The sequence below is a fragment of the Brachybacterium atlanticum genome (assembly GCF_025669985.1).
Taxonomy (GTDB): domain Bacteria; phylum Actinomycetota; class Actinomycetes; order Actinomycetales; family Dermabacteraceae; genus Brachybacterium; species Brachybacterium conglomeratum.
In genome coordinates this window covers 62,584-85,675 of record NZ_JAKJJW010000002.1, presented here as the reverse complement: position 1 = coordinate 85,675, position 23,092 = coordinate 62,584, and the positions used below count along the sequence as shown (strand labels likewise).

Genomic DNA, 23,092 nt, shown 5'->3' with positions numbered 1-23,092 from the left:
CGTGCTCAGTACTCGATGACGACGCGGCCGTCGATCTTGCCCTCCTTCATCTCGCCGATGATCTGGTTGATGTCCTCGAGCGAGCGGCGCGAGTAGGTGGGGTGGATCTTCCCGGCCGCGTAGAACTCGATCGCCTCGGCGAGGTCCTGGCGGGTGCCGACGATCGAGCCGCGGATCGTCAGGCCCTTCAGCACGATGTCGAAGATCGGGGCGGGGAAGTCGCCCGGGGGCAGGCCGTTGAACACGATGGTGCCGCCACGGCGGGTCATCCCGATCGCCTGCCCGAAGGCCTTGGGGTGCACGGCGGTGACGAGAACGCCGTGGCTGCCGCCGACCTGCTCCTGGATCGCCTCGACCGGGTCGACCTGGTTCGCGTCCACCACGACCTCCGCGCCGTGCTTGGTGGCGAGGTCGAGCTTCTCCTGGGCGATGTCCACCGCGATCACGCGCATGCCCATCGCCACCGCGTACTGCACCGCGATGTGGCCGAGTCCGCCGATCCCGGAGATCACGACCCACTGCCCGGGCTGCACCTCGGTGCGCTTGAGACCCTTGTAGACCGTCACCCCGGCGCACAGCACGGGGGCGATCTCGTAGGGGTCGGCGCCCTCGGGGATCCGGGCGGCGAACCTGGTCTCCACCAGCATGTACTGCCCGAACGAGCCGTCGACGCTGTAGCCGCCGTTGTTCTGCTCCTCGCAGAGGGTCTCCCAGCCGGTGCGGCAGTACTGGCAGTCGCCGCAGGCGCTCCAGAGCCAGGCGTTGCCGAGCAGGTCGCCGACCTGCACGTCGGTGACGCCCTCGCCGACCTTCACGACGGTGCCCACGCCCTCATGGCCGGGGACGAAGGGCGGGGACGGCTTGACGGGCCAGTCGCCCTCGGCGGCGTGCAGGTCGGTGTGGCACACGCCTGAGGAGATCAGCTTGACGAGAGCCTGGCCGGGGCCGGGCTCGGGCAGCGTGTACTCCTCGACGGACAGGTCCCGTCCGAACTCGTGGACGACGGCGGCGGTCATGGTGGTGGTCATCTCGTGCTCCTTGGTCGGCCCGTTCTCGGGCAGGGGGTGAGGGCGGGCCGTCGACAGAGCGTCGAGGGGCCGCTGCGATGGTGGGATGGATGCTGCGGGGAGGGTCGGCTCAGAAGAAGCCGAGCTTGTTCTCCGAGTAGGAGACCAGGAGGTTCTTGGTCTGCTGATAGTGGTCGAGCATCATCAGGTGGTTCTCGCGGCCGATGCCGGAGGACTTGTAGCCGCCGAACGCGGAGTGCGCCGGGTAGGAGTGGTAGTTGTTCACCCACACGCGACCGGCCTGGATCGCGCGACCCGCGCGGTAGATGGTGTTCTGTTGGCGGCTCCACACGCCCGCGCCGAGCCCGTAGAGGGTGTCGTTCGCGATCGAGATCGCCTGCTCGTAGTCGCTGAACCGGGTCAGCGCCAGCACCGGGCCGAAGATCTCCTCCTGGAAGATGCGCATGGAGTTGTCGCCCTCGAAGACCGTGGGGGTGACGTAGTAGCCGCCCGAGAGGTCCCCGCCGAGGTCGGCGCGCTCGCCGCCGGTGAGCAGCTTCGCGCCCTCCTGCTTGCCGATGTCGAGATAGGACAGGATCTTCTCGAGCTGGTCGTTGCTGGCCTGCGCGCCGATCATGGTGTCGGTGTCCAGCGGGTCGCCCTGCTTCGTGGCCTCCACGCGGGCGATGCCGTCGGCGACGAAGGAGTCGAAGATGCCCTCCTGCACCAGGGCGCGCGAGGGGCAGGTGCACACCTCGCCCTGGTTCAGGGAGAACATCGCGAAGCCCTCGAGAGCCTTGTCGTAGTACGAGTCCTGCTGCGAGGCGACGTCCTCGAAGAAGATGTTCGGGCTCTTTCCGCCGAGCTCCAGGGTGACCGGGATGAGGTTCTGGCTCGCGTACTGCATGATGAGCCGGCCCGTGGTGGTCTCGCCGGTGAAGGCGATCTTGGCGATGCGCTTGTTCGAGGCGAGCGGCTTGCCGGCCTCGGCGCCGAAGCCGTTGACGATGTTGACCACCCCGTCGGGCAGCAGGTCGCCGATCAGCTCGACGAGCACGAGGATCGATGCCGGCGTCTGCTCGGCGGGCTTGAGCACCACGCAGTTTCCGGCGGCGAGGGCCGGGGCGAGCTTCCACACCGCCATCAGGATCGGGAAGTTCCAGGGGATGATCTGCCCCACCACGCCCAGCGGCTCGTGGAAGTGGTAGGCGACGGTGTCGTCGTCGAGCTGGGAGAGCGCGCCCTCCTGGGCGCGGATCGCGCCGGCGAAGTAGCGGAAGTGATCCACGGCCAGCGGCAAGTCGGCGTTCAGCGGCTCGCGGATCGCCTTGCCGTTGTCCCAGGTCTCGGCGACGGCGAGCATCTCGAGGTTCTCCTCTATGCGGTCGGCGATCCTGCCCAGGATCACCGCGCGCTCGGCGACCGAGGTCTTCCCCCAGGCGGGGGCGGCGGCGTGGGCGGCGTCGAGCGCGAGCTCGATGTCCTCGGCCGTGGAGCGGGCGACCTCGGTGAAGACCTGGCCGGTGACGGGGGTGGGGTTCTCGAAGTACTCGCCCTTGACGGGCGGCACCCACTGCCCTCCGATAAAGTTCTCGTAGCGGGGCTTGAAGGTGACCTTCGAGCCCTCCGTGCCGGGGTGTGCGTAGACAGTCATGGCGTTCCCTTCGGTGCGATCGCGGACGGTCGGTACCGCTGAATGTAACCCGCGTCACGTTGCACGAAGGTTGCGAGGCTCAGCCCTTCTCGCCCCGCAGCTCCTGCGCCCGGGCCGAGGCCGCGGACCGTTCGGGCGCATCCGGCGCGGCGACCTGCAGGATCGCCATCAGCACGTCGAGATCCTCCGCCGCCTCGGGACGCTGCGCGTACCCCCATAGCTGCTGCGGGGTGCCGCGCTCGAGCACGAGCTCGCGCAGGTGATCGCCGGTCCGAGCACGCAGTCGGCGGATCTCGGGCGCCTCGGAGTCGGGCAGCAGCTCGCCGGGGGAGGCGGCGAGGGCGGCGTCGAGGTCGCCGCGGTCGAGGGCGGAGCGGGTGCGGCGCAGGTCGGAGTCGACCTCGCCCAGCAGACGGTAGGGACGCGAGGCGATCTCGAGCGTGCTCGCCTCGGCGAGGACCCGGCGCAGCCGCACCACCTCCGCGCGAACGGTCCCCTCGGCGGAGGCGGCGCCGTGCACCTGCTCGGCGAGCTCCGCCCCGCGGACCCCGTCGGCAGACAGGTGCAGCAGGGTCAGCAGCTCGGCGTGCCGCCCGCCGAGCACCACCTCCTGCTCCCCGCAGCGCAGCAGCGGTGGTCGTCGGCCGGTGAGCAGCAGATCCGCGCCCTCGACGCCCGGAAGATCGGAGGCGGGAGCCTGCCGGCGAAGCTCCTCCTGGACGGCGCGGGAGGTCGCCGCGAGCAGCGGCAGCACGAGCGGGGCGACGGCATCCGCGCTGCCGGTCACGTCGAGGACCCCGACGGTGCGGCCGGTGTCGGGATCGAGCACCGGCACGGCACTGCAGCTCCAGGGGTGCACCGCCTCCTGGAAGTGCTCGGCCCCGACCACCTGGATCCCGGACCCGGTGGTGAGCGCGAGCGCCGGGGCGGAGGTGCCCATCGCGCCCTCGGACCAGTCGGCGCCGGCGGCGAAGCCCATCGCATCGGCCCGGGAGGTCACGGAGGACCGGCCCTCGACCCAGAGCAGCCGGCCCTCCGCGTCGCCGAGCGCGACCACGAGCCCCGCCTCGACGGCCGGCTCGATCAGTCGCGAGCGCAGCAGCGGCAGCATCGCGGAGAAGGGATGCGCGCGGCGCGCCCGGGCGAGCTCGTCGCCCTCGAGCACGGCGCGTGCGGTGTCCGTGCCGTCGGGCAGCGCGGCCAGCGAGCGTCGCCAGGAGTCCAGCACCGGGGCGCGCACCGGCCACGGCGTCTCGTCGGGGACGCTCTGAGCGCGCAGATCCTCGTGCGCTCGCCGCAGCTGCGCCTGGTAGTCGGAATCCGTCGGCGACCAGTCGGTGACGGTCATCCTGCCTCGCTCACGATCCACCTCGTCGTCGTTCGTGCCACAGGTGCGATGACGGTACCCCGGCGGGGGAGGGGTCGCAACGAGATCCGGCGCGGCCGGACACGGGTCCGGGAGAAGACCGAGCGGTCGGCGTCCGAGCCCTTCCCTTCTCCGTGCGGTCCCGGCGACCTAGGTTGGGAGGAGACCGCAGGTGCCATCGCCCCACCGCGTACTCGGTGGGCAGAGGAGGAGCACGCCATGAGAGTCGCCGTCATCGGAGCCACCGGGAACGTCGGGACCGAGGTGCTCGCAGCCCTCGCCCGCCGGCCCGAGGTCACCTCGGTCCTCGGAATCGCGCGGCGTCTCCCCGTGCGCACCGAGGAGCCGTACGCGAGCGCGGAGTGGGCCGCGATCGACATCGGGGGCGCGACGCCTGCGCAGGAGGCGATCGCCGAGCTCACCGAGGCGCTGCGTGGAGCGGACGCCGTCATCCATCTCGCCTGGCTGATCCAGCCCAACTCTCACCGGGAGCTCCTGCGCCGGGTGAACGTCGAGGGGACGGCGCACGTGGGCCGGGCCGCCGCGGAGGCGGGGGTCCGCACCCTGGTGGTCGCCTCCTCGGTCGGTGCCTATTCTCCGTCCCCGGGACGGGAGGTCCGTGACGAGTCGTGGCCGACGGGCGGCGTGCGCACCTCCCACTACAGCGTGGACAAGGTCGCCCAGGAGCAGGTCCTCGACGAGATCGAGCGTATGCACCCCGCGATGACGCTCACCCGCCTGCGCCCCGCGCTGATCTTCCAGGGGGACGCCGGCTCCGAGATCCAGCGCTACTTCCTGGGCCGATGGATGCCCGTGCAGCTGCTGCGCGCCGGGCGGCCGCCGCTGCTCCCGCTGCCGCGCGGGCTGCGGATCCAGGCGGTGCACGCCCGCGACGTCGCCGAGGCGTACGCCGCCGCGGCCGTGGCAGAGGTGCCCGGCGCCTTCAACATCTGCGCGGACGACGTGCTCGACGTGCGGGACCTCGCTCACCTCGTGGGCACGGGGCGAGCGATCGAGCTTCCCGTGCCCGCGGTGCGCGCCGCGCTCGCCACAGTGCACCGCGCAGGTCTGGTCGCCGCGGACCCCGGATGGCTGGACATGGGCATGAACGTCCCCGTGATGGACAACGCCCGCGCCGACCGCGAGCTGGGCTGGCGGCCCCGTCACAGCGCCGCCGACGCCCTCTCCGAGCTGCTCGAGGGGATGGCCGACGGCCGGGGCACCGGCTCGGTGCCGATGCGTGCGCGCGACAGCCGACGGGCGCGCCTCGCGGTCGACGGGACCTCCGCGGGCGAGGGCGCGGGCGGCGACGCCGGGGCCTCGCCGCGGATCGACACCGGGCTGCTCGGGCTCTACCTCTCCGACCACCTCACCGGGGCCGCCGCCGGCGCAGCCCGCATCGACCGGATGGCCGCCGACTTCGTGGACACGCCCGTCCACCCCGTGCTCTCTTCGATCGCCGAGCAGATCCGTGCCGAGCGGCGCTTCCTCCACCAGCTCATCGACGACCTCGGACTGCGACGCCGGCGCTACCGGCAGGCCGCGGCCCGGCTCGGCGAGCATGCGGGCCGTCTGAAGAGCAACGGGCGGCTCGTCGCGCGCTCCCCGATGACGATGGTGCTCGAGGCGGAGCTGATGCGCAGCGCGGTGATCGGCAAGCGGGGCAGCTGGCTCACCCTCGCCGACAACGCCCAGGAGCTCGGACTGGACGAGGAGGGGTTCCGCGAGCTCGCCGAGCAGGCGCTGCACCAGTTCGAGCAGCTCGAAGCGGTCCACGCCTACGCCCGCCGGCGCGCGTTCCGCACCGACCGCGGGACCTTCGACCCGCCGGAATGAGAGGGACGCGGCGCAGAGCGGTGCGGTCGGTGCGTGACGAGCGCACCGACCTCCCTGTACCTCGACCGTCTCACCGCAGCGCTGTCCATGGCGACGGGCTCCGCCGCGCCGCATGACGCGATCCCGGACTCGGCATCCCGGAGGATGATCCGTCCTGGAGCGGACGCGCCGAGGCCGTCGACGAGGTCTTCGCCTCCCACGGCTTCGACCCCGTGGGCGACGCGGGCCGCCGCAGCGGCGCCCCCGCCTACGGCTTCGACACGACACGCCCCGACGGCGCACGCCTCCAGCTGTACTCCGTCCCCGGCTCCACGGTGATCCGCCTGTCCGGCGTCCCCGTGGAGCCGTCGGAGTACGACGGCTGAGCGCTCCCGCTCACCCCTCGCCCGAGGCGCGCCCCTTCGCCTTGCCGTTCGAGTGAGCGGGCGGGCCCTGCTCCCCGGCGTGCCCGGGCTTCCCCGGCTGCCCGGCGTGCGCCGGCGGGCCCGTGCGCTTCCCGTCCTCGCCCGTGCCCTGCTCGGCGACGAACACGGCGACGGTGTGCGCGGGCACGCTCACGGTCCCGGTCTCCGCGTCCCAGCTCGCGCCCTTGACGACCTCGTCGGCGCCGCTGGCCTGCACCTCGTGCAGCTCGTACCCGAGTCCGGCCATGTGCTCGATCTGCTCGGTGAGCGGCTCGTCGGAGGCGTTGAAGACGGTGACCGCGCCGTCGAGCGCCGGGTCGACGTCGGGGCCGACGGTGTCGTCGATCCGCATCACGAGCAGGCCCGGGGTCGCCTCGGGACCGGCGTTCGGGAAGGTGACCTTCTGGCGGATCAGCTCCGCATCGCCGAGGGTGAACAGCGGCGTGGAGGAGCGCAGGCGCAGCAGGTCCAGGGTGACCTCGCTGCTGGACGCGATGTCCTCGGGGGCGGGGTTCTTCGCCGGGTCCTCGAGCATCGGCACCATCAGGTCCCACGCCTCGCCGTTCTTGCCCTCGGGCGGCAGGCCGTTCGCGTACCCGCTGTCCTGCTCGGTCCAGTCGATGGCGTTGAAGTGGTCGCCGGAGTCGTAGCTGTCGCGGTCCAGGGACTTCGAGCGCATCAGGTCGGTGCCGCCGGCCCAGAAGGAGGGCGACTGCCCCAGCGCCACGGTCGCGAGCGAGAGCGTGTTCATCCGCACGCGCACGTCCATGGGTGCGTCCTGCGGCAGCTTCCACACGTTCATGTCGTACAGCGCCTCGTTGTCGTGCGCGTCGACATAGTTCACGGTCTCCTCGGGCGCCGTCGCATACCCGGCCGGGGCGCCGTTGTAGTCCAGCTGATCGCCGCGCACCACCTCGCCGGTGGAGCCGAGCAGCTCGTAGTCGGCGAGGTTGCCCGCCATCCCGAGCCGGATCAGGTCGGTGCGGTGGCGCAGGTCGGTCAGCTGCTCGGCCTCGCCCACCTCGGCGTGGCCGTTGGGCATGGTGGCGAGCCCGTTGCCGAAGCCCTGGGAGGTGCGCTTGTCGGTGTCGAAGGGGCTGCCGCCGTGGACGGCGTCGCGCAGCCGGTCGTTGAAGGTGCCGATCGAGGTGCCGCCCAGCTGCCCCTGCGTGGCCTGGGTGAAGCGGGCGTTGCCGGCGACCTCGCCGAAGTCCCAGCCCTCGCCGTAGAGGTAGATGCCCTTGCCGTCCACGCCGTCGGACTCGAGGGTCAGCTCGTCCAGCGCCTCGCGCACGGCGAGCATGTTCTCGCGGCTGTGATGGCCCATGAGGTCGAAGCGGAAGCCGTCGACGCCGTAGTCCCGCGCCCAGGCCACGGTCGAGTCGACCATCAGCTTCTGCGCCATCGCGTGCTCGGTGGCGATGTTCGAGCAGCAGGTGGAGTTCTCGACGCCGCCTGCGAGGTCCAGGCGCTGGTAGTAGCCGGGGACGATGCGGTCGAGCACCGAGCGCTCGGACTGCCCGTGCGCGGCGGTGTGGTTGTACACCTGGTCGAGCACGACCTGCAGGCCCATGCCGTGCAGCTCGCCCACCATGGCACGGAACTCGCGGGTGCGCTCGCCGCCGACCTGGTGGCCCTCGGTCGCGTACGAGCCCTCGGGCGCCATGTAGTGCAGCGGGTCGTAGCCCCAGTTGTAGGCGTCCTCGCCCGCGACGGCCGCGACGGCCTCCTGCTGCGCGGGGGAGGCGGGGCCGGCGTCGGCGGGGATGTCCGGGCGCAGCTGCGCGGCGCGGTCCTCCTCGATGGTGGCGATGTCGAAGGTGGGCAGCAGGTGCACGGTGGTCATGCCCGCCTCGGCGAGCTCGGCCAGGCGCGCGGAGCCCGCGGAGTCCGGGTGGCCGACGGCGGCGTAGGAGCCGCGGATCCCCTCGGGCAGCGCCTCGTCGCCGGCGGAGAAGTCCCGCAGGTGCATCTCGTAGATGGTCTGGTCGGCGAACTGCGCGACCTCGGGCGCGGGCGTGTCGGTCCACACCTCCGGCGCCCAGCGCGGGTCGTCCAGGTCCACGAGCACCGAGTGTGTCGAGTTCACGGTCAGGCCCACGGAGTACGGGTCGGTGACGACGTTGGTGACGACCTGGTCGAGGGCGGGCACGTACACCTCGACCGCGAACGTATAGGCCTGGCCGGTCCAGTGCTTCCTGCCCTCGAACGTCCACGCGCCGTCCGCGCCGCGCCGCATCGGGTACGTCCGCACGGGGTCCGACGGGGCGGTCGCCTCGTCCGCCGGGCCGTGCAGCTGCAGGGTGACGGAGCGGGCGGTCGGCGCCCACAGCGCGAGGCTCGGCGCGCCGTCCTCCCAACTCGCGCCGAGCTGCTGCTCCGCGGCGGCGTCGGCGTAGAGCGCGTCGAGCACGCCGGGGATCTGCAGCCCGGTGAGCACCTCGAGTCCGTCCGGGCCGTGCTGGGCGACGACCAGCTGGCCGCGCAGCGCCTTCTCGAGCACTCCGCGCTCGAGCTCGGGCAGGTCGAGGGCGAGGCGGCCGGACAGGTGCGCGCGGCCGACGAGCTCGTCCTCGGCGAGGCCGCCGTCCCGCAGGGTCAGCTCGCCGAGGCTCTGCCCGCCGGTGACCTCGTCGCCGTCGGCGGAGATCCCGCCGCCGGGTGCGGTGAACAGCTCCCAGCGCGTCGCCTCCGCATCGGTCACGAGGTCCGCGGGCCAGGCGATCGTGTCCGCGTCGACGAAGTGGGCCAGCTGCTTGCCGGAGCTTGCGGTCAGCGAATCGGAGGCCTCGATGGTCAGCTGATGGGTGGCCGGGTCGTAGCTGAAGGTCACGATCTCTCCGTCCTGGGTGGAGAGGGTGTGGTTGGCGCCGTCGAGCACGCCGTCCACGCCGTAGTTCTCCGCCCACGATCCCCCATGGGCGACCTTCACCTCGTAGGACCCGCGGGGCAGGTCCTCGGTGGAGAAGGTGTAGATCCCGTCGCCGTCGGCGTCCTGCATCCAGGTGCGCATGCACCCGGGCATCCAGTCCTCGGGGCAGCCGAGCGCGGCGTTCATCGAGCCGGGGAGGGTGAGGAAGGGGCCCTGGGCGCTGTTCTGCACGACGTGCGTGACCGGGTCGTACCAGAAGGTGAGCGGCCCGCCGTCGTGGGTGTAGGTGATGTCGCCGCCGCCGGGCACACCGCCTGCGCCGTAGTTCTCGTCCCAGCTGCCGCCGATGGCGACCTTGAAGGCGTAGTCGCCGGCGGGCACGTCGAAGGTGCCGGTGTACTTGCCGGAGTCGGCGTCCAGGTCCAGCTGGGCGGAGGTGCAGTCGGGCTGCCAGTCGCCCGCGCAGCCCATCGCCGCATTGTGCGAGCCGGGCAGGGTCACCGTCTGCCCGTCGACCTCGCCGCCGCTGTTCCCGTCCTGGGAGCCGGTCGCGGAGAGGTCCGCGCCCACCACTGCGGTGACGGAGTCCGCCACGCGCTCGCCGCTCGCGTCGGTGGAGACGGCGCGGTACTCGATCAGGGTGCCGACGGGCAGGTCCGCCACGTCGTGGAAGATGCGCGGGGTGTCGTCCTCGGCGGTGCCGAGCGGGGTCCACGCCGTCTCACCGGCCGCCCGCCAGCTGAAGGAGGTCTCGGCCCAGCGGTCCTGGGCCACGGTCGCGGAGATCGGGGCGTGTCCCTCGACCTTCCCGCCGTCGGCCAGATCCAGGGTGATCGCCTGCGCGTCACCGGCCGGCGCGACGGGCTGATCGGCCACCAGGACCGCCGCGCCGAGCGAGGGGATCGTGAGCTCGAGGGTCCCGTCGGCCGCGGCGGTCACCGGGGCGCTTTCGCCGTACAGCGGCGCGTAGGTCGCGCCCGGGGTGAGGGCGGTGAGGGTGACGGTGCGCTCCTCGGGTGCGTTGTTCAGCGCCACCAGGTGCTCGATCTTCTCGTCGCGGTCCACGCGGGAGAAGGCGTAGACGCCGGCGCCGTCCTCGGCGTACAGCTCGATCTGCGCGCCCGTGGACAGCGCAGGCGTCTCGCCGCGCAGTGCCGCGAGCTCGCTGATCAGCGGGTACAGCTGCGCCTCGGTCGAGAAGTGCTCGCCGCTCCCGTACGGGGTGCCGTCGATCAGGGTGTCGTCGAGGTAGGACGGCACCTGGCTGGCGAACATCGACTGACGGGCGTCCTTGTCGTTGCCGTCGCCCACGAAGCCCTGCTCGTCGCCGTAGTAGATGACGGGCTGGCCGCGGGTCAGCAGCATGGTCTCGTGCGCGAAAGCGGCGCGCTCGTCGAGCCGGTCGGAGCTGCTGAGCAGGTTCCCGATGCGGCCCATGTCGTGATTGCCCACGAAGGTAGGCAGGTCCGCGGCGGAGGAGTCGGCGGTCGTGTAGTGGTCGTCGGCGGCGAACAGCCCGGCCATGCCCTGCGCGGTGTAGCCCTTGGCCCAGTTGGTCGCGGAGGCCTGGTAGGCGAAGTCGAGCACCGAGTCCATCTCGGTGTCCCGCACGTAGGGGGACAGCAGCGTCGCGTCGGCGTCGTACACCTCGCCGAAGGTGAAGAACTGGTCCCCGGCCGGGGTCGCGGCCTGGTGGTCGACCAGGGCGGAGGTGAAGGTCTGCCAGAAGGCGAAGTCGACGTGCTTGACGGTGTCGATGCGGAATCCGTCGATCCCGAAGTCAATCCAGGTGGTGTAGATGTCCGTCATCGTCTCGGCCACGCGCGGGTCTTCGGTCATCAGGTCGTCGAGGCCGTCGAAGTCGCCGAAGGTGACGGACTCGCCTTCCCACGTCGAGTTGCCGCGGTTGTGGTACATCGTCACGTCGTTGAGCGCCTCGGGGACCATCACTCGGTTCTGCTCCGAGCGGACCGGGGTGTAGGGGAACGAGGTCTCCGCATCGAAGGCGGGGAAGTCCGGGGACTGGGCGAGCGCCGTGACGTCCACCGGGTTCCCGTCCTGGTCGAGGTAGGGGGCGGTGGCCTGGTCGACGTAGCCGTACTCGCCCTCCTCGTAGTCGATGAGGTCCGCGGTGTGGTTGGTGATGATGTCGAAGTACACCTTGATCCCGCGCGAGTGCGCGTCCTCGATCAGCGCCTTGAGCTCCTCGTTGGTGCCCAGATGCGGGTCGATGGTGGTGAAGTCGGTGATCCAGTAGCCGTGGTAGCCGGCGCTCGCGTCGGCGCCCTCGCCCTGCACGGGGTTGTTCGTGAAGGACGGGGTCAGCCAGATGGCGCTCATCCCCAGGCCCTCGATGTAGTCGAGCTGCGAGTGGAGCCCGGCAATGTCCCCGCCCTGGTAGAAGCCCTTGTCGGTGGCGTCGAAGCCGTGGTCGAGGCGGTCTCCCTCGAGGCCGCCGGTGTCATTGCTCGGATCGCCGTTCTCGAAGCGGTCGGTGAGCACGAAGTAGAAGGTCTGCCCGCCGCCGGGATGGCGGTAGGGGGCCGCGGCGAGCTCGTCGTCCGCCTCGGTGTACTCCCCGCCCTGCTCGGCCAACGCGACGGACAGCCGCGAGGTCTCCGCATCGAAGCGGAAGGTGATCTCGGCGGGCGCGGCGACGGCCAGCGGGATGTTGTCCTCCCCGCCGTCCAGGCCGTAGGCCTCGTCCCAGCCGCCGCCGAGCGCGGCCTTGACCTCGAACTGCCCGGCAGGCACCTCGAAGGTCGACTCCCACTGCCCGGCCGTGTCGGTGGGGGAAAGGGCGGTGGCCTCGCAGGCCGGGTCCCAGTCCTCGCCGCAGCCCAGCTCGTCCTGCAGGGAGCCCGTGAGCACCGGCTGCCCGGGGCCGACGGCGTGCACGAGCGGGGCGGTGCCCAGCATCGTCGCCGTGCCCATCGCCAGTGCTCCGGCGATCGCGAGCAGACGGGTTCTCATCGGGCGGGCGGAGGGCTGGATCGACATGCGGGGACTCCTCTGTCCGGGCAGCAGCGTCGACCGGGGCCGACGGGAGAGGCAGGCGGTGCGGAGCACCCGGCCTGCAAGAACTTGCAGTGCATCTGCCGCTCCTGTGCGGCCGACGCGTCAAACACCGTAGGCGGGCCAGGTCGCATGCTCAAGGGAGCCCGCGAAACCTGCAAGAACTTTCAGGGCGGTGGGGGCGGTACCGTCGAGGAGTGACCAGCGCACTCACCACGTACCTCGACCGGCTCACCACGGCACTGTCCACGGCCACCACGGACATCGACCCGCACGCGGCCCAGGTGGACCGCGGCATCATCGGCGGCGCCGAGACCGACGGCGAGATCCCCTCCCTCTCCTTCCTCTCCGGCGCGCGCGAGGACCACCTCGGCGTCGCCGTCTGCACGATCGACGGGGAGATCACCGCCGCCGGCACCGACCACGCCTTTCCGATGCAGTCGATCTCCAAGGCCTTCGCCTACGGCGCCGCGATCGACCTGCACGGCATGGAATACGTCGACGCGGTGGTCGACGAGGAGCCGACGGGGGAGGAGTTCAACGCCCTCAGCCTCGACCCGTACACCAAGAAGCCGAAGAACCCGCTGGTCAACATCGGTGCGATCCGCACCCACGCCATGCTCGGCACCACCCGGGAGGAGCGCACGCAGCGGCTGCGCGCGGTGCTCGACGCCGCGGCGGGCCGCCCGCTCGCCCCGCACGAGGTGACCTGGCGCGAGGAGCTCAAGAGCGCCGACCGCAACTACGCGCTGGCCCACATGCTGCGCGCCGCCGGCTCGATGACGGAGGACGCGATCGAGGTGGTCGACGGCTACATCGAGGGCTGCTCGGTGCTCACGACCGTCACCGACCTCGCCGTCATGGCCGCGACCCTCGCCTCCGGCGGCACGAACCCGCTCACCGGCCAGGAGGTGTTCTCCCGCGTCGCCGCCCGCCAGGTGCTCTCGGTGATGCTCACCTGCGGCATGTACGACAACGCCGGCGACTGGGTCAGCGACGTGGGCCTGCCGGCGAAGTCCGGGGTGGGCGGCGGGATCATCGCGGGCCTGCCCTCCCGCTTCGGGGTCGCGAGCTATGCCCCGCAGCTGGACCTGCACGGCAACTCGGTGCGCGGCACGCTCTTCTTCGAGCGGCTCAGCGCCGACTTCGCCCTCCACATGCTCGACGGCGTCGAGCCGCGCGACCTCGAGGAGTGCGCGCGCGAGCTGATGGACGCGGGGACGCACCCGTGAACGAGGTGCGGGAGATCGACGCCTCGGAGTGGGAGACCTGGCGCGCGCTGCGCCTGAGAGCGCTGCGCGAGGACCCCGACGCCTTCGCCAGCACCCTCGCCACCACCCTCGAGCGGGAGGCGCGGGACGGGGAGGCATACTGGCTCGGGTACTTCTCCCGGCCCGGCCCAGCCCTGATCGCCGAGGTGGATGGCGCCCCGGTCGGGTTGGCGCGAGTGGTGGTCGAGGACGGCCCCGCGCACCTCTACTCGATGTGGGTCGCGCCCGAAGCGCGGGGGAGGGGCGTCGGCGCACACCTGATCACGACGGCTCTCGAGTGGCTCGCCGCGCACCACCCGGGACGCACACTGCGCCTCGAGGTGGTCGAGACCAACCTCCCCGCCCGCCGCCTCTGCTCCCGCTGCGGCTTCGCCGTCGTCGGCCCGAACCCCGAGGACGCGGCCGAGATCGTCATGGAGCACGTTCCCGATCGGTAGACTCCCCGCCATGAGTTCCCCTTCGCGCAACGAGCTGGTCCGTCGCCCCTTCGAGGGCCTCCCGAACGAGCAGGACCTGGTCGCGATGCGCCAGCTGATCCCCGCGGCGACCATGTCGGCGAGGACCACCGAGGAGTACGGTGCGGTCGACGTCGAGCTCGCCACGATCCTGCCGATGGCCTGGCCCGCCGTGCGCCGCACCGACGGCACCGTCACCGTCGGCGTGCAGGCCCCGTTCCCCGGCGGCGACCTCTCCCGCGGGCTCGGCCAGGCGATCCGTCAGGCGGTCGCGCTCGAGCCCGGCAACCCGATCACCTCCGTCACCCTCGAGGACGACTCCCCGCGCCTGCAGGACGTGCTGGACCTCTCCGGCGACTTCGCGATCCAGGTCCAGGACACCTTCGAGTTCTGGCTCGACCCGAGCGCCGAGCGCACCGGCGAGATCGAGCAGGCGATCACCCAGGCGAACGACTCGATCATGCCCACCCGACCGGTCGAGGGCCTGCCCCACGCCTACTGGGTCGACGCCGGGCCCAAGGAGCACGTGCGCTGGGTGCTGGACGCCGACGAGGACCGCGTCATCGACGCCGTCACCCGCCTGCACGCCCGCCGCGAGTCCGCGCTCTGCGAGGGCGCGAAGTACGTCGGCTCCTTCCGCGCCGAGGGCCTGTCGATCCCCGTCTGGGACCTGCCCAAGGGCGCCGGGGTCGAGGCCGCGGAGGCGGAGGCGGAGGCGTTCCGCGCCCGCTTCGAGGAGGCGCTGACCTCCACCGAGCCGCTCACCGCGATGGAGCGTCGCGCCCGGGGCGGCATCGTCGCCCGTCAGGTGACGCTGCGATGAGCGCCGCGGGGCCGCTGACGGCGCACCGCCCCGAGCGGGTCGCCGTCGTGATCCCCGCCAAGAACGAGGCGGAGCGGATCGAGGCGACCATCGCGTCGGCCCGGGGGATCCCGGGGGTCGACCTGGTCGCCGTCGTCGACGACGGCTCGTCCGACGCCACCTCCGCCGTCGCGATGGGGGCCGGCGCCCTGGTCGTGCGGCACAAGACCAACCGCGGCAAGGCCGCGGCGATGGCGACCGGCGCGCAGATGGTCGCGATCCAGGAGGGCGCCGAGCGGGCCGACGGCGGGGAGGGCTTCTCCGAGGAGCTGCACGCCGAGCCCCGCTCGCCCGGGCACACCGGCCCGCTGCCCGTGATCGACGACCGCGACGCCGTCCCGCGCGCCCTGCTCTTCCTCGACGCCGACATGGGCGAGAGCGCCGCCGCCGCGCAGCCTCTGGTCGAGGCGGTCCTCGGCGAGGGCGTCGACATGGCGATCGCGCTGCTGCCGCCGCAGTCGGGCGCCGGCGGGATGGGCGTCGTGGTGCGCACCGCCCGCCGCGGCATCCTCCGTGCGACCGGCTGGGAGGCGACGCAGCCGCTGTCCGGCACCCGCTGCATCACTCGCGAGACCTGGGACGCCTGCCAGCCCCTCGCCCCCGGCTGGGGCGTGGAGACCTCGCTGACGATCGACGCGCTGACCGCCGGCTTCTGGGTCAAGGAGATCCCCGCCGACCTCCACCACCGCGCCACCGGCAACGACCTGCGCGGCCGCCTGCACCGCGCCGCCCAGCTGCGCGACGTGCTGCGCGCGCTCGCCCGCACGCGCCACCTGAGCCCGGAGATCGAGGGGGCCGACGAGGAGCAGGGCGCGGGGGAGAAGAAGCCCGCAGGCCTGCCGGCCGCCGCGCTCGAGCGGGAGGAACCCGTGGCGTCGGCCCCGGCAGAGACTCCGGAGCGCGAGGCGGCGGAAGAGACGGCGTCGACCGAGCCGGAGCCCGGGTCGGCGGCCCCGTCGGCCGGGACCCCCACCCCGCTCCCCACCGGCCGTCCCGACCACGACGAGGCGAAGGTCTGGGCCGGCCTCGCGGAGCCTGACGAGCCGGACGCCGAGCTCGCCGAGCAGCGACGGCTCACCCTCGCGGACCTTCCCGTCGACGGCGAGTTCTCCGACGACGAGACCCGGGCGCTGGGCGATGTGGATCCGGCCGAGCTCGACGCGCTGCTGCGCGCCCTGAAGGTCGAAGGCGACTTCGCGCCCGACGACATCGTCTATCTCGCCGGCACCGATCTCGAGCAGCTCGCCGAGCGCCTGGACGCCGCGCCCGTCGAGGGCCGCTTCGAGCCGGCGCACGCGGTCATCATCGCCTCCCACCTGCAGGTGGGGAAGCCGGAGCTCCCCGCCCCGCTCACCGCGCCGCTCACGCCCGAGGAGTACACCTCCCTGGTCGTGCACGCCGCGGTCGATGCCGAGAACAGCTGATCAGACGCGCTGCTCCGTCGTCCCGTCGGCCGGGAGCGGATCCGGCAGCGTCGGCGGCAGCAGGGCGAGCCAGATCCCGAGCATCGCGGCGATCAGCACCGGCCCCGTGTCGTTGACGGCGTAGCCCACCCACGCCCCGACCACGAGCGCGATCCGCACCCGGTGCGCGACCGGATGGGCCGCATCGAGCGCGGCGAGCCGCCGCCACCGGATCCGGCGCGGCATGAGGATCGCGATCGAGGCGAGCACCGCGAGCACGAGCACCAGCCCGAGCGCCCAGTACCCGGTGGCCATGGCGATGTTCTGGGCGAGCTTGCGCACGATCACGGAGAGCAGCTCGCCGCTGAGCAGCTCGTCGATGAAGCGCCCCAGGTGGGTGCGGTCCTCGGGCGGGCGCAGCCAGTCCAGGAAGGACACCGACAGCACCGCCGCCGCCCCGCCGACGCCGAGGGCGAGCACGTGCCAGACCCGCAGCCGGATCCCGGAGACGAGCAGGGCGAGCAGGCCGAAGGCCGGGACCGTGGCGAGGCCAGAGCCGAAGTCCGCACCCATCGACGGCGCGACGCACACCGCGGCGACCGCGAGCCCGACGCCGACGGTCCACAGCACCCGCGCCCGGGGCGTGCGCACCGCCGTGAACAGGCACAGCAGCGCCATCATCGCCGCGGCCAGCACCATCCCGAAGAGGTGGTTGGACAGGCCGTAGAAGCGCCCGCCCGAGATCGGCTGCGCCCCGAGCGGGGAGGAGAGCTGCAGTCGCGATCCGAACGCGGACTCGGCCAGGATGATCCCTGCGACCAGCGCCGCGGAGACGCCGACGGGGCCGAAGCGGCTGCGGCGCCAGGGCCCGGCGAGCACGAGCACGGAGAGCACCGCGCACCCGCCCCACACCACGCCCGCCAGGGCGAGCGTCGGGCTGTCCGACCGCCACCACGGCACCAGCGAGGCGCACAGCCCCACCGGCAGGGCGAGCGGCGCGACCGACGCGAGCGCCCGGCCGACGGCGGCGAGGCGCCGGCGTCGGGCGAGCGCCGGGACCAGCACGATCACGAGGCCGATCACGCCGAGCGCGAGCCAGGACCCGAGCGCGGGGACGGTCGCGGCATCCACCAGCCGGGCCGCCTCGGAGCGGTCCCAGGCGAGCTGCTGCGCGTCGTCGCTGTCGGTGCCGCGGAAGGGCTGGCCGGGGATCAGCCCGTCGGCGCTCGCGTCGTGGGAGGAGAGCACGGTCGCGACCACGTCGGTGATCATCACGACGCCGGTCTGCTTGGTGGCGCCGGAGGTGAGGGCCTGGCCGGGCAGGGCGGTGTCCATCGCGACCTGCAGGCCGACGGTGCGGGAGGCGACCGCGCCGGTGCGCTCGACCTCCTCGGGATGCTCGGGGTCGGTCGCGGCGACGGAGACCAGCAGGGTGCGCGGCAGGTCCGCGGCCTCGCAGCCGCCGAGGTCCTCGAGCGCCGCGGCGACGGCGCCGTCGAGCTCCGTGAGCGCCTGCTCGCGCGAGGGGTCGTCGTGGTCGGGTACCGACGGGGCGATCAGCTCGACCACGTCCCCGTCCTGGAGCGCGCCGGCGACGGCGGCGGGGGCGTCGGTCTCGGTCACCACGCCGGGCAGCAGCTCCCACTGGTCCGTCGGCGGGGTGGGGATGCCGCTGGTGCGCGGCGCCTTCTCGGCCAGGCCCCGGTAGCCGGTGTGCAGCGTCTCGAGCCCCTGCCGCTTCGTGGAGACGACGGTGGTGGAGGTGGTGTTCATGGCGCCCACGCCGGAGCGGTCCGCCAGGCACTGCAGCGTCGGCGTGCTCTCTGCGTCGATGTCCTCCCAGGTCAGGCCCGCTGTCGCGATCACCAGGCGCACGGGTGCGTCGGCCTCCGCGCCGCCGTCGGCCCGTGCGGAGGCGCCCGGCAGCAGCGCGAGCGCGGCGAGGAGCGCGAGCAGCATCACCCGGAGGGTGCGGGCGACGGGCAGGGAGGCGGAGCGGGCAGGGGAGGCGGGCACGCCCCGATGCTACGGGGCGCTCCTCGACACCGGCCGTGACGTGCACGAGGCCTCCACTCCCTCCGCCTATCGTGTCCTCATGCCCTCACCCCAGCCCCCGTACGAGCAGGTCCGTCGCGAGATCGTCGAACAGGTGCGCGGCGGCGAGCTCAGGCCCGGCGACCGCCTCCCCGCCATCCGGGCGCATGCCGCGGACCTCGGCCTCGCCGCCGGCACCGTCGCCCGCGCCTACAAGATGCTCGAGGAGGCGCAGATCATCGTCACCCGCCGCGGCGCGGGCACGACGATCGCTCCCGGCGCTGTCGCGAATGCCGAACGGGAGGCCGAGACCGCCGAGCGCGAAGACGGCGGCCCCGTCGACGCGGCGCTGCTTACCCTGTTCGCCGGCCCCGTCGCCGAGGCCCGCACCCGCGGCGCTCGCGACGTCGAGATCCTCGCGACCGTGCGGGCGGTGCTCGCGGGGGAGAGCGCGGGCGGGCAGTGAGGCGGTCCAGGAGTCGGTCGTCGAGCCGCGCGGCGTGAGGACCCGCCTCGAGCGCCTGGGCCCGGCGCATGCCGAGGAGATCCTCACCGGTCAGGACGAGGCGCTGGCCAGGGAGATCATCGGCCGTCCCTGGGACCGGGAGCGCCTCGAGGAGTTCCTCGCCCGCTGCGCGCACTGGCGCGAGGACGGCCCGGTGGTCGAGTTCGCCGCGCTCGAGGGGGGCAGCGGTCGGCTGCTCGGCGGGGGAGGGCTGAACCGGCTCGCGCCAGGGCTCGGACCGGGCCAGGTGGCGCTGACCTACTGGCTGCTCGCCGGTGCCCGGGGGCGCGGCCTCGGGGTGCCGGTCGCAGAGGCACTGGCCGACCGGGCGCGGGACCTGCCTGCAAGGCGCGGGACGACGAGGTCCGAGGCCGTGCTCCTGATCGCCCCGGACAACACCGCCTCGCAGAGCGTCGCCCGCACTCTCGGCGCCCGGCCGACGGGCGAGCTCGTCCCGCACCCCGCGGGCGGCACCTGTCGGGCGCAGCGCTGGGTGCTGGATCTGCGAAAGAGCTGACCTCGATCAGCGCTTCGACCTCTCCTCCACATCCCGCACGCTTCCCCATCTCCCGTCGGCCTGTGGCGGTCGCACACTTCGAATGTCAGGGTGGGTCCGTAGGCTGATCACCAGCTGGAACACCCACAACAGCGTCATCGACGACGAGTCCACGAGGAGGTGGGGGCGATGACCACGACGGACCACCGCTCCGTGGCGTCTCCCGCCTCTGCGCGGTCCCCGCGCAGCTCGTCGGCCGGACCGTCGGCCTCCCGCGCTCCCGCCTCACGCGGCCCTGTGCCGCTCACCGCGACGGCCCCTCCCCGTGCCCGCGTGCGGGCACGTGCTCGGCTCACCGAGGACTCCCTGCTGCGCCGCGGCGGCGTCGAGCCCGGCGCCGACGCTCGCACCATCGCGCGCCTGCTCGAGGAGGAGCGGGAGGACTCCCGGCGCCACGCGCGCCGGCTCGCCGACCTCGCCCCCTTCTGGATCGATCACGAGGACCCCGACCTCGACGACGACCGCGAGGAGCGCAGCCTCGCCGTCGCGATCGCGACCCGCACCACCACCGCGATCGCCTCCTATCGGATCGCGGACGCGCATATCGCCGTCACCGAGATGCCTGCGACCTTCGCACGACTCACCGCCGGGGACATGCCCGTCGAATGGCACACGCGCATGCTGAAGGCGGTCCGCGACCTCACCGCCGTCCAGCGCGCCCAGGTCGACGAGATCGTCGCCTCCTGGGATCTGGCCTCTGTGCCTGCGGACCGCTTCCGTGACGAGCTGCGCCAGCTGCGCTCCTGGTTCGACCGCGAGATGAGCGCCCCGCGGCCCGAGTCGCTGCGCGACGTGTCCCTCGAGAACTCCCTGCACGACGACGGCGCCGCCTGCCTGCGCATCACCGGCCCGATCCCCGAGATCCTCGATCTCGCCCGGCGCCTGGACCGCTCCGCGAAGACCGTCCAGACCCGGCAGCGCCGCGCCCTCGAGGAGGGCGAGCCGATCCCCTTCGACCTCGACGGGGAGGTGGCCCGTGACGGGAAGGCCATGAGCCAGGCCGCGCTGCGCTACGCGATCCTCCTGCGCACCGAGCTCGACACCGGCGGGGTCGAGGTCCCCGCGCCGCGGCACCGCGTGAACGTCGTCGTCCCCGTGCTCACCCTGATGGGCCTCAGCGACACCCCGGCCCTGTACGACGGGATCCACCCGCTGCCCGCGCAGATGGCCCGCGACCTCGCCGCCGCCGAACCCGTCTGGCACCGCGTCCTCGCCGACCCCGCGGACGGCGGATTCCTCCCGCTGCCCGCCGAGCGCTACCGCCCCTCCGCCGAGCAGGTGGAGCATCTGCGGCTCCTGCACCCGCGCTGCGCCGCCCCCTGCTGCACGCACACCACCACCGACGACGCCGAGAACGACCACATCGAGGAGTTCGACCACGCCGATCCCGTCCGCGGCGGACCGACCAGCCTCCACAACCTCCACCGCCTCGACTGGAGGCACCACGATCTCAAGACCGCCGGGCGCATCGATCCCGAGCGGGAGCCCGACGGAGCCACCACCTGGACGGTCGGCTCCCCGGCCCTGATCACCACCCGCGTCGCACCACGTGGTGACCTCGCCGCGCCCCACCACGCGAAGGCGCTCATGGAGTCGTGGGAGGAGTTCTGCTGGCACCGGGACCTCGACCAGATGCAGGCGAACGGCGAGATCGACCGGATCATGCAGGAATGGGGACCGGCGGACCCGCTCCACGACCCACCGCCCGAACCCGACGACGAGAGCCGGCAGCGCTGGGAGCAGGACCCGCCGTTCTGAGACGGGGGACGCCCTGCCCGTCTCTGCCCAGCTCGGCCACCATGATCGGGCTCCGCGCCGGGCATCGGCACCCGAGTACCCTTCCTCCATGCGGTACGGATTCCTCGGTCCCGAGACGACCTTCACCCACCAGGCACTCCTCCAGGCGCTCACCGAGATCCCCGAGGAGTTCCGGGCCTCCGAGCCCGAGCTGGTGCCCTTCGCCTCGGTCGCCACCGCCACCACCGACCTGATCGCCGGGGACATCGACGCGCTCATGGCTCCGATCGAGAACTCCGTCGAGGGCGGCGTCTCCGGGACCCTCGACGTGCTCGCCGCGACCGACTCCATCACGATCGTCGCCGAGCAGACCGTGCAGATCACCTTCGTGCTCGCCGCCCGCGAGCAGACCGCGCTCGAGCAGCTGACCACCGTCTCCTCCCACCCGCACGCCCAGGCGCAGGTGCAGGGCTGGCTGCGCAGCAACGTGCCCGGCGCGAACATCGCCGCCGCCTCCTCGACCGCCGCCGCGGCCCGCGACCTCGCGAGCATGAGCGAGGACGAGGCCTGGGGCCGCGCCGCGGTCTGCTCGCCGCTGGCGGCGGAGCACTTCGGCCTCACCGTCCTCGCCGAGGGGATCGAGGACCATGCCGGCGCGATCACCCGCTTCGTGCTCGTCACCCGCGAGGGCCGGATCCCCGCCCGCACCGGCTCGGACAAGACGACCGTCGTGATCCAGCTGCCGCACAACCGCTCCGGCGCCCTGCTCGAGGCGCTCGAGATCCTCGGCTCCAACGGCGTGAACATGTCCCGGATCGAGTCCCGGCCCGTCGGCGACTTCCTGGGCCGGTACTCCTTCTCCCTCGACCTCGAGGGGCACATCGAGGACCGGCGGGTCTCCGCGGCGCTGCGCTCCCTGCACCGGCTCTGCCCGGTGGTCCACTACCTCGGCTCCTACCCGCGCGTCGACGGCGAGCAGCCCGAGGTGCGCGAGGACTTCGCCGACCACGCCTACGACGAGGCGCACGACTGGCTCGAGCGCCTGAGCGGCATGATCACCCCCGCCGACCCGACCACGGAGATCTGAGATGGCCCCGAGGACCCCCGTCACCGTCACCGGCACCGGCCGGGTGCGGGCGATCGACGAGCGGCTGATCCTGCCGCTGCCGCAGGAGGCGAGCGCGCAGCTGCCTTCCCGCGGGCAGGTCGCCGTGCATGCCGTGCTCGGCGGTCACGAGCGTGACACCGTCGTCGAGCCCGACGGGCGCAAGGGGCACTGGCTCGACCTCGACGCGGAGCTCGTCGGCGCTCTCGGCGCGAGCGAGGGCAGCACCGTCGAGTTCACGCTCACCAGCACGAAGGACTGGCCCGAGCCGGAGGTCCCCGCCGACCTCGCCGCCGCGCTCGAGGACGCAGGCGATCTCGCGGAGACCTGGCCGTCGCTCACCCCGATGGCGCGATGGGAGTGGGTGCGCTGGGTCGGCTCGACCCGCAGCGAGAGCACCCGCGCGAAGAGGGTCGACGTCTCCATCGACAAGCTTCGCAACGGATCGCGCCGCCCGTGCTGCTTCGACCTCTCCTCCTGCACCGACCCGGAGCTCGCCCGCAGCGGCAAGCTGCGGGAGTGAGCGGAACGGTGGCAGTGCTGCATCGCCGCAGTTCGCGACGTGATCTCGCGGCCTTCGCCGTCTTCTCAGGGGTCGGCCTGGTCCTCGGCGGCTGCGGGCTCCTGCCCGGGCGTCGAGGACGGGAGATCGAAGTGGCCGTGAGCTCCGGACTCGTCGATGCCGTCATGGCGGTCGACGAGGATCGCGAGCCGCGTGACGTCGCCGCGGCCATCGGCGGCGAGTTCGCCTGGGACCGCTTCACCGTCTACACGATCGGCACGCCGGGGGAGAGGATCAACGAGGAGTCCGGGGTGATCGTCGAGCCCGGCGAGCACTACACCACGCAGGAGATCCTCTACGTCTTCCACCGGGACGGCGTCGCCGTGCGAGGCGTGCCGCTGCCCTTCGAGAACCTGGCGTACGGGGCAGGGACCTGGTGGGGTCCGCGCACGCGGATCCTCTGGGACGACGAGTGGGGCACGCATCTCGAGGACCCCGACGCCTGAGC

The 23,092-nt window shown here is 72.8% G+C and carries 17 protein-coding genes; 12 read left to right on the top strand and 5 right to left on the bottom strand.

What is annotated here, in order from left to right; all coding sequences use genetic code 11:
• Nucleotides 1-5: 5 nt before the first annotated feature.
• The 3 genes from adhP to L3K22_RS01480 all read right to left on the bottom strand — a co-directional run bounded on the left by adhP (nt 6) and on the right by L3K22_RS01480 (nt 4,009).
• The gene (gene adhP / locus L3K22_RS01490) at nt 6-1,028 is read right to left on the bottom strand and encodes an alcohol dehydrogenase AdhP (protein ID WP_263309828.1); all 1,023 of its coding nucleotides are present in this window, start codon (nt 1,026-1,028) and stop codon (nt 6-8) included.
• Nucleotides 1,029-1,137: 109 nt separating this feature from the next.
• Complete coding sequence (exaC, locus tag L3K22_RS01485) at nt 1,138-2,661, bottom strand: acetaldehyde dehydrogenase ExaC (protein ID WP_263309827.1); 1,524 nt, start codon at nt 2,659-2,661, stop codon at nt 1,138-1,140.
• Between the two features lie 79 nt (nt 2,662-2,740).
• A complete protein-coding gene (locus tag L3K22_RS01480; RefSeq protein WP_263309826.1) occupies nt 2,741-4,009 on the bottom strand; it encodes a sigma-54-dependent transcriptional regulator family protein in 1,269 nt (422 codons plus the stop codon).
• A gap of 237 nt (nt 4,010-4,246) precedes the next feature.
• On the opposite strand from L3K22_RS01480, the gene L3K22_RS01475 reads away from it, so the two are divergent.
• On the top strand, nt 4,247-5,863 hold the full coding sequence (locus tag L3K22_RS01475; protein WP_263309825.1) for an NAD-dependent epimerase/dehydratase family protein: 1,617 nt from the start codon (nt 4,247-4,249) through the stop codon (nt 5,861-5,863).
• A 212-nt stretch (nt 5,864-6,075) separates the two neighbouring features.
• Entirely contained in the window at nt 6,076-6,228 is a 153-nt protein-coding gene (locus tag L3K22_RS01470) for a hypothetical protein (protein WP_263309824.1), read from the top strand.
• A gap of 10 nt (nt 6,229-6,238) precedes the next feature.
• Here the strand turns inward: L3K22_RS01470 and pulA are convergent, their stop codons facing one another.
• On the bottom strand, nt 6,239-12,139 hold the full coding sequence (gene pulA / locus L3K22_RS01465; RefSeq protein WP_263309823.1) for a pullulanase-type alpha-1,6-glucosidase: 5,901 nt from the start codon (nt 12,137-12,139) through the stop codon (nt 6,239-6,241).
• A 212-nt stretch (nt 12,140-12,351) separates the two neighbouring features.
• Between pulA and glsA the strand changes: the two genes are divergently transcribed.
• Genes glsA through L3K22_RS01445 form a run of 4 tightly spaced genes read left to right on the top strand, consistent with a single transcriptional unit; the run spans nt 12,352 to nt 16,166 of the window.
• Entirely contained in the window at nt 12,352-13,386 is a 1,035-nt protein-coding gene (gene glsA / locus L3K22_RS01460) for a glutaminase A (RefSeq protein WP_263309822.1), read from the top strand.
• A complete protein-coding gene (locus L3K22_RS01455; RefSeq protein ID WP_263309821.1) occupies nt 13,383-13,862 on the top strand; it encodes a GNAT family N-acetyltransferase in 480 nt (159 codons plus the stop codon). The genes glsA and L3K22_RS01455 overlap by 4 nt, the downstream gene beginning before the upstream one ends.
• Nucleotides 13,863-13,872: 10 nt before the next feature.
• Nucleotides 13,873-14,703 carry a DUF5926 family protein gene (locus tag L3K22_RS01450; RefSeq protein ID WP_263309820.1) on the top strand — a complete coding sequence of 277 codons (831 nt, stop codon included), beginning with the start codon at nt 13,873-13,875 and terminating at the stop codon, nt 14,701-14,703.
• The gene (locus L3K22_RS01445) at nt 14,700-16,166 is read left to right on the top strand and encodes a glycosyltransferase family 2 protein (protein ID WP_263309819.1); all 1,467 of its coding nucleotides are present in this window, start codon (nt 14,700-14,702) and stop codon (nt 16,164-16,166) included. Before L3K22_RS01450 ends, L3K22_RS01445 begins: the two co-directional genes overlap by 4 nt.
• Here L3K22_RS01445 and L3K22_RS01440 read toward each other — a convergent pair whose 3' ends face one another.
• Entirely contained in the window at nt 16,167-18,161 is a 1,995-nt protein-coding gene (locus L3K22_RS01440; protein WP_263309818.1) for a hypothetical protein, read from the bottom strand.
• 79 nt (nt 18,162-18,240) lie between these two features.
• Here L3K22_RS01440 and L3K22_RS01435 point away from each other — a divergent pair, with 79 nt between their 5' ends.
• The 6 genes from L3K22_RS01435 to L3K22_RS01410 all read left to right on the top strand — a co-directional run bounded on the left by L3K22_RS01435 (nt 18,241) and on the right by L3K22_RS01410 (nt 23,090).
• On the top strand, nt 18,241-18,645 hold the full coding sequence (locus L3K22_RS01435; RefSeq protein WP_263309817.1) for a GntR family transcriptional regulator: 405 nt from the start codon (nt 18,241-18,243) through the stop codon (nt 18,643-18,645).
• A gap of 34 nt (nt 18,646-18,679) precedes the next feature.
• Nucleotides 18,680-19,201, top strand: a complete 522-nt coding sequence (locus tag L3K22_RS01430; protein ID WP_263309816.1) for a GNAT family N-acetyltransferase — start codon at nt 18,680-18,682, stop codon at nt 19,199-19,201.
• 312 nt (nt 19,202-19,513) lie between these two features.
• On the top strand, nt 19,514-20,998 hold the full coding sequence (locus L3K22_RS01425) for a 13E12 repeat family protein (protein ID WP_263309815.1): 1,485 nt from the start codon (nt 19,514-19,516) through the stop codon (nt 20,996-20,998).
• An 88-nt stretch (nt 20,999-21,086) separates the two neighbouring features.
• Nucleotides 21,087-22,064, top strand: a complete 978-nt coding sequence (gene pheA / locus L3K22_RS01420; protein WP_263309814.1) for a prephenate dehydratase — start codon at nt 21,087-21,089, stop codon at nt 22,062-22,064.
• Nucleotide 22,065: 1 nt separating this feature from the next.
• Complete coding sequence (locus tag L3K22_RS01415) at nt 22,066-22,605, top strand: YdeI/OmpD-associated family protein (RefSeq protein ID WP_263309813.1); 540 nt, start codon at nt 22,066-22,068, stop codon at nt 22,603-22,605.
• A 137-nt stretch (nt 22,606-22,742) separates the two neighbouring features.
• A complete protein-coding gene (locus L3K22_RS01410) occupies nt 22,743-23,090 on the top strand; it encodes a hypothetical protein (protein WP_263309812.1) in 348 nt (115 codons plus the stop codon).
• Nucleotides 23,091-23,092: the final 2 nt, after the last annotated feature.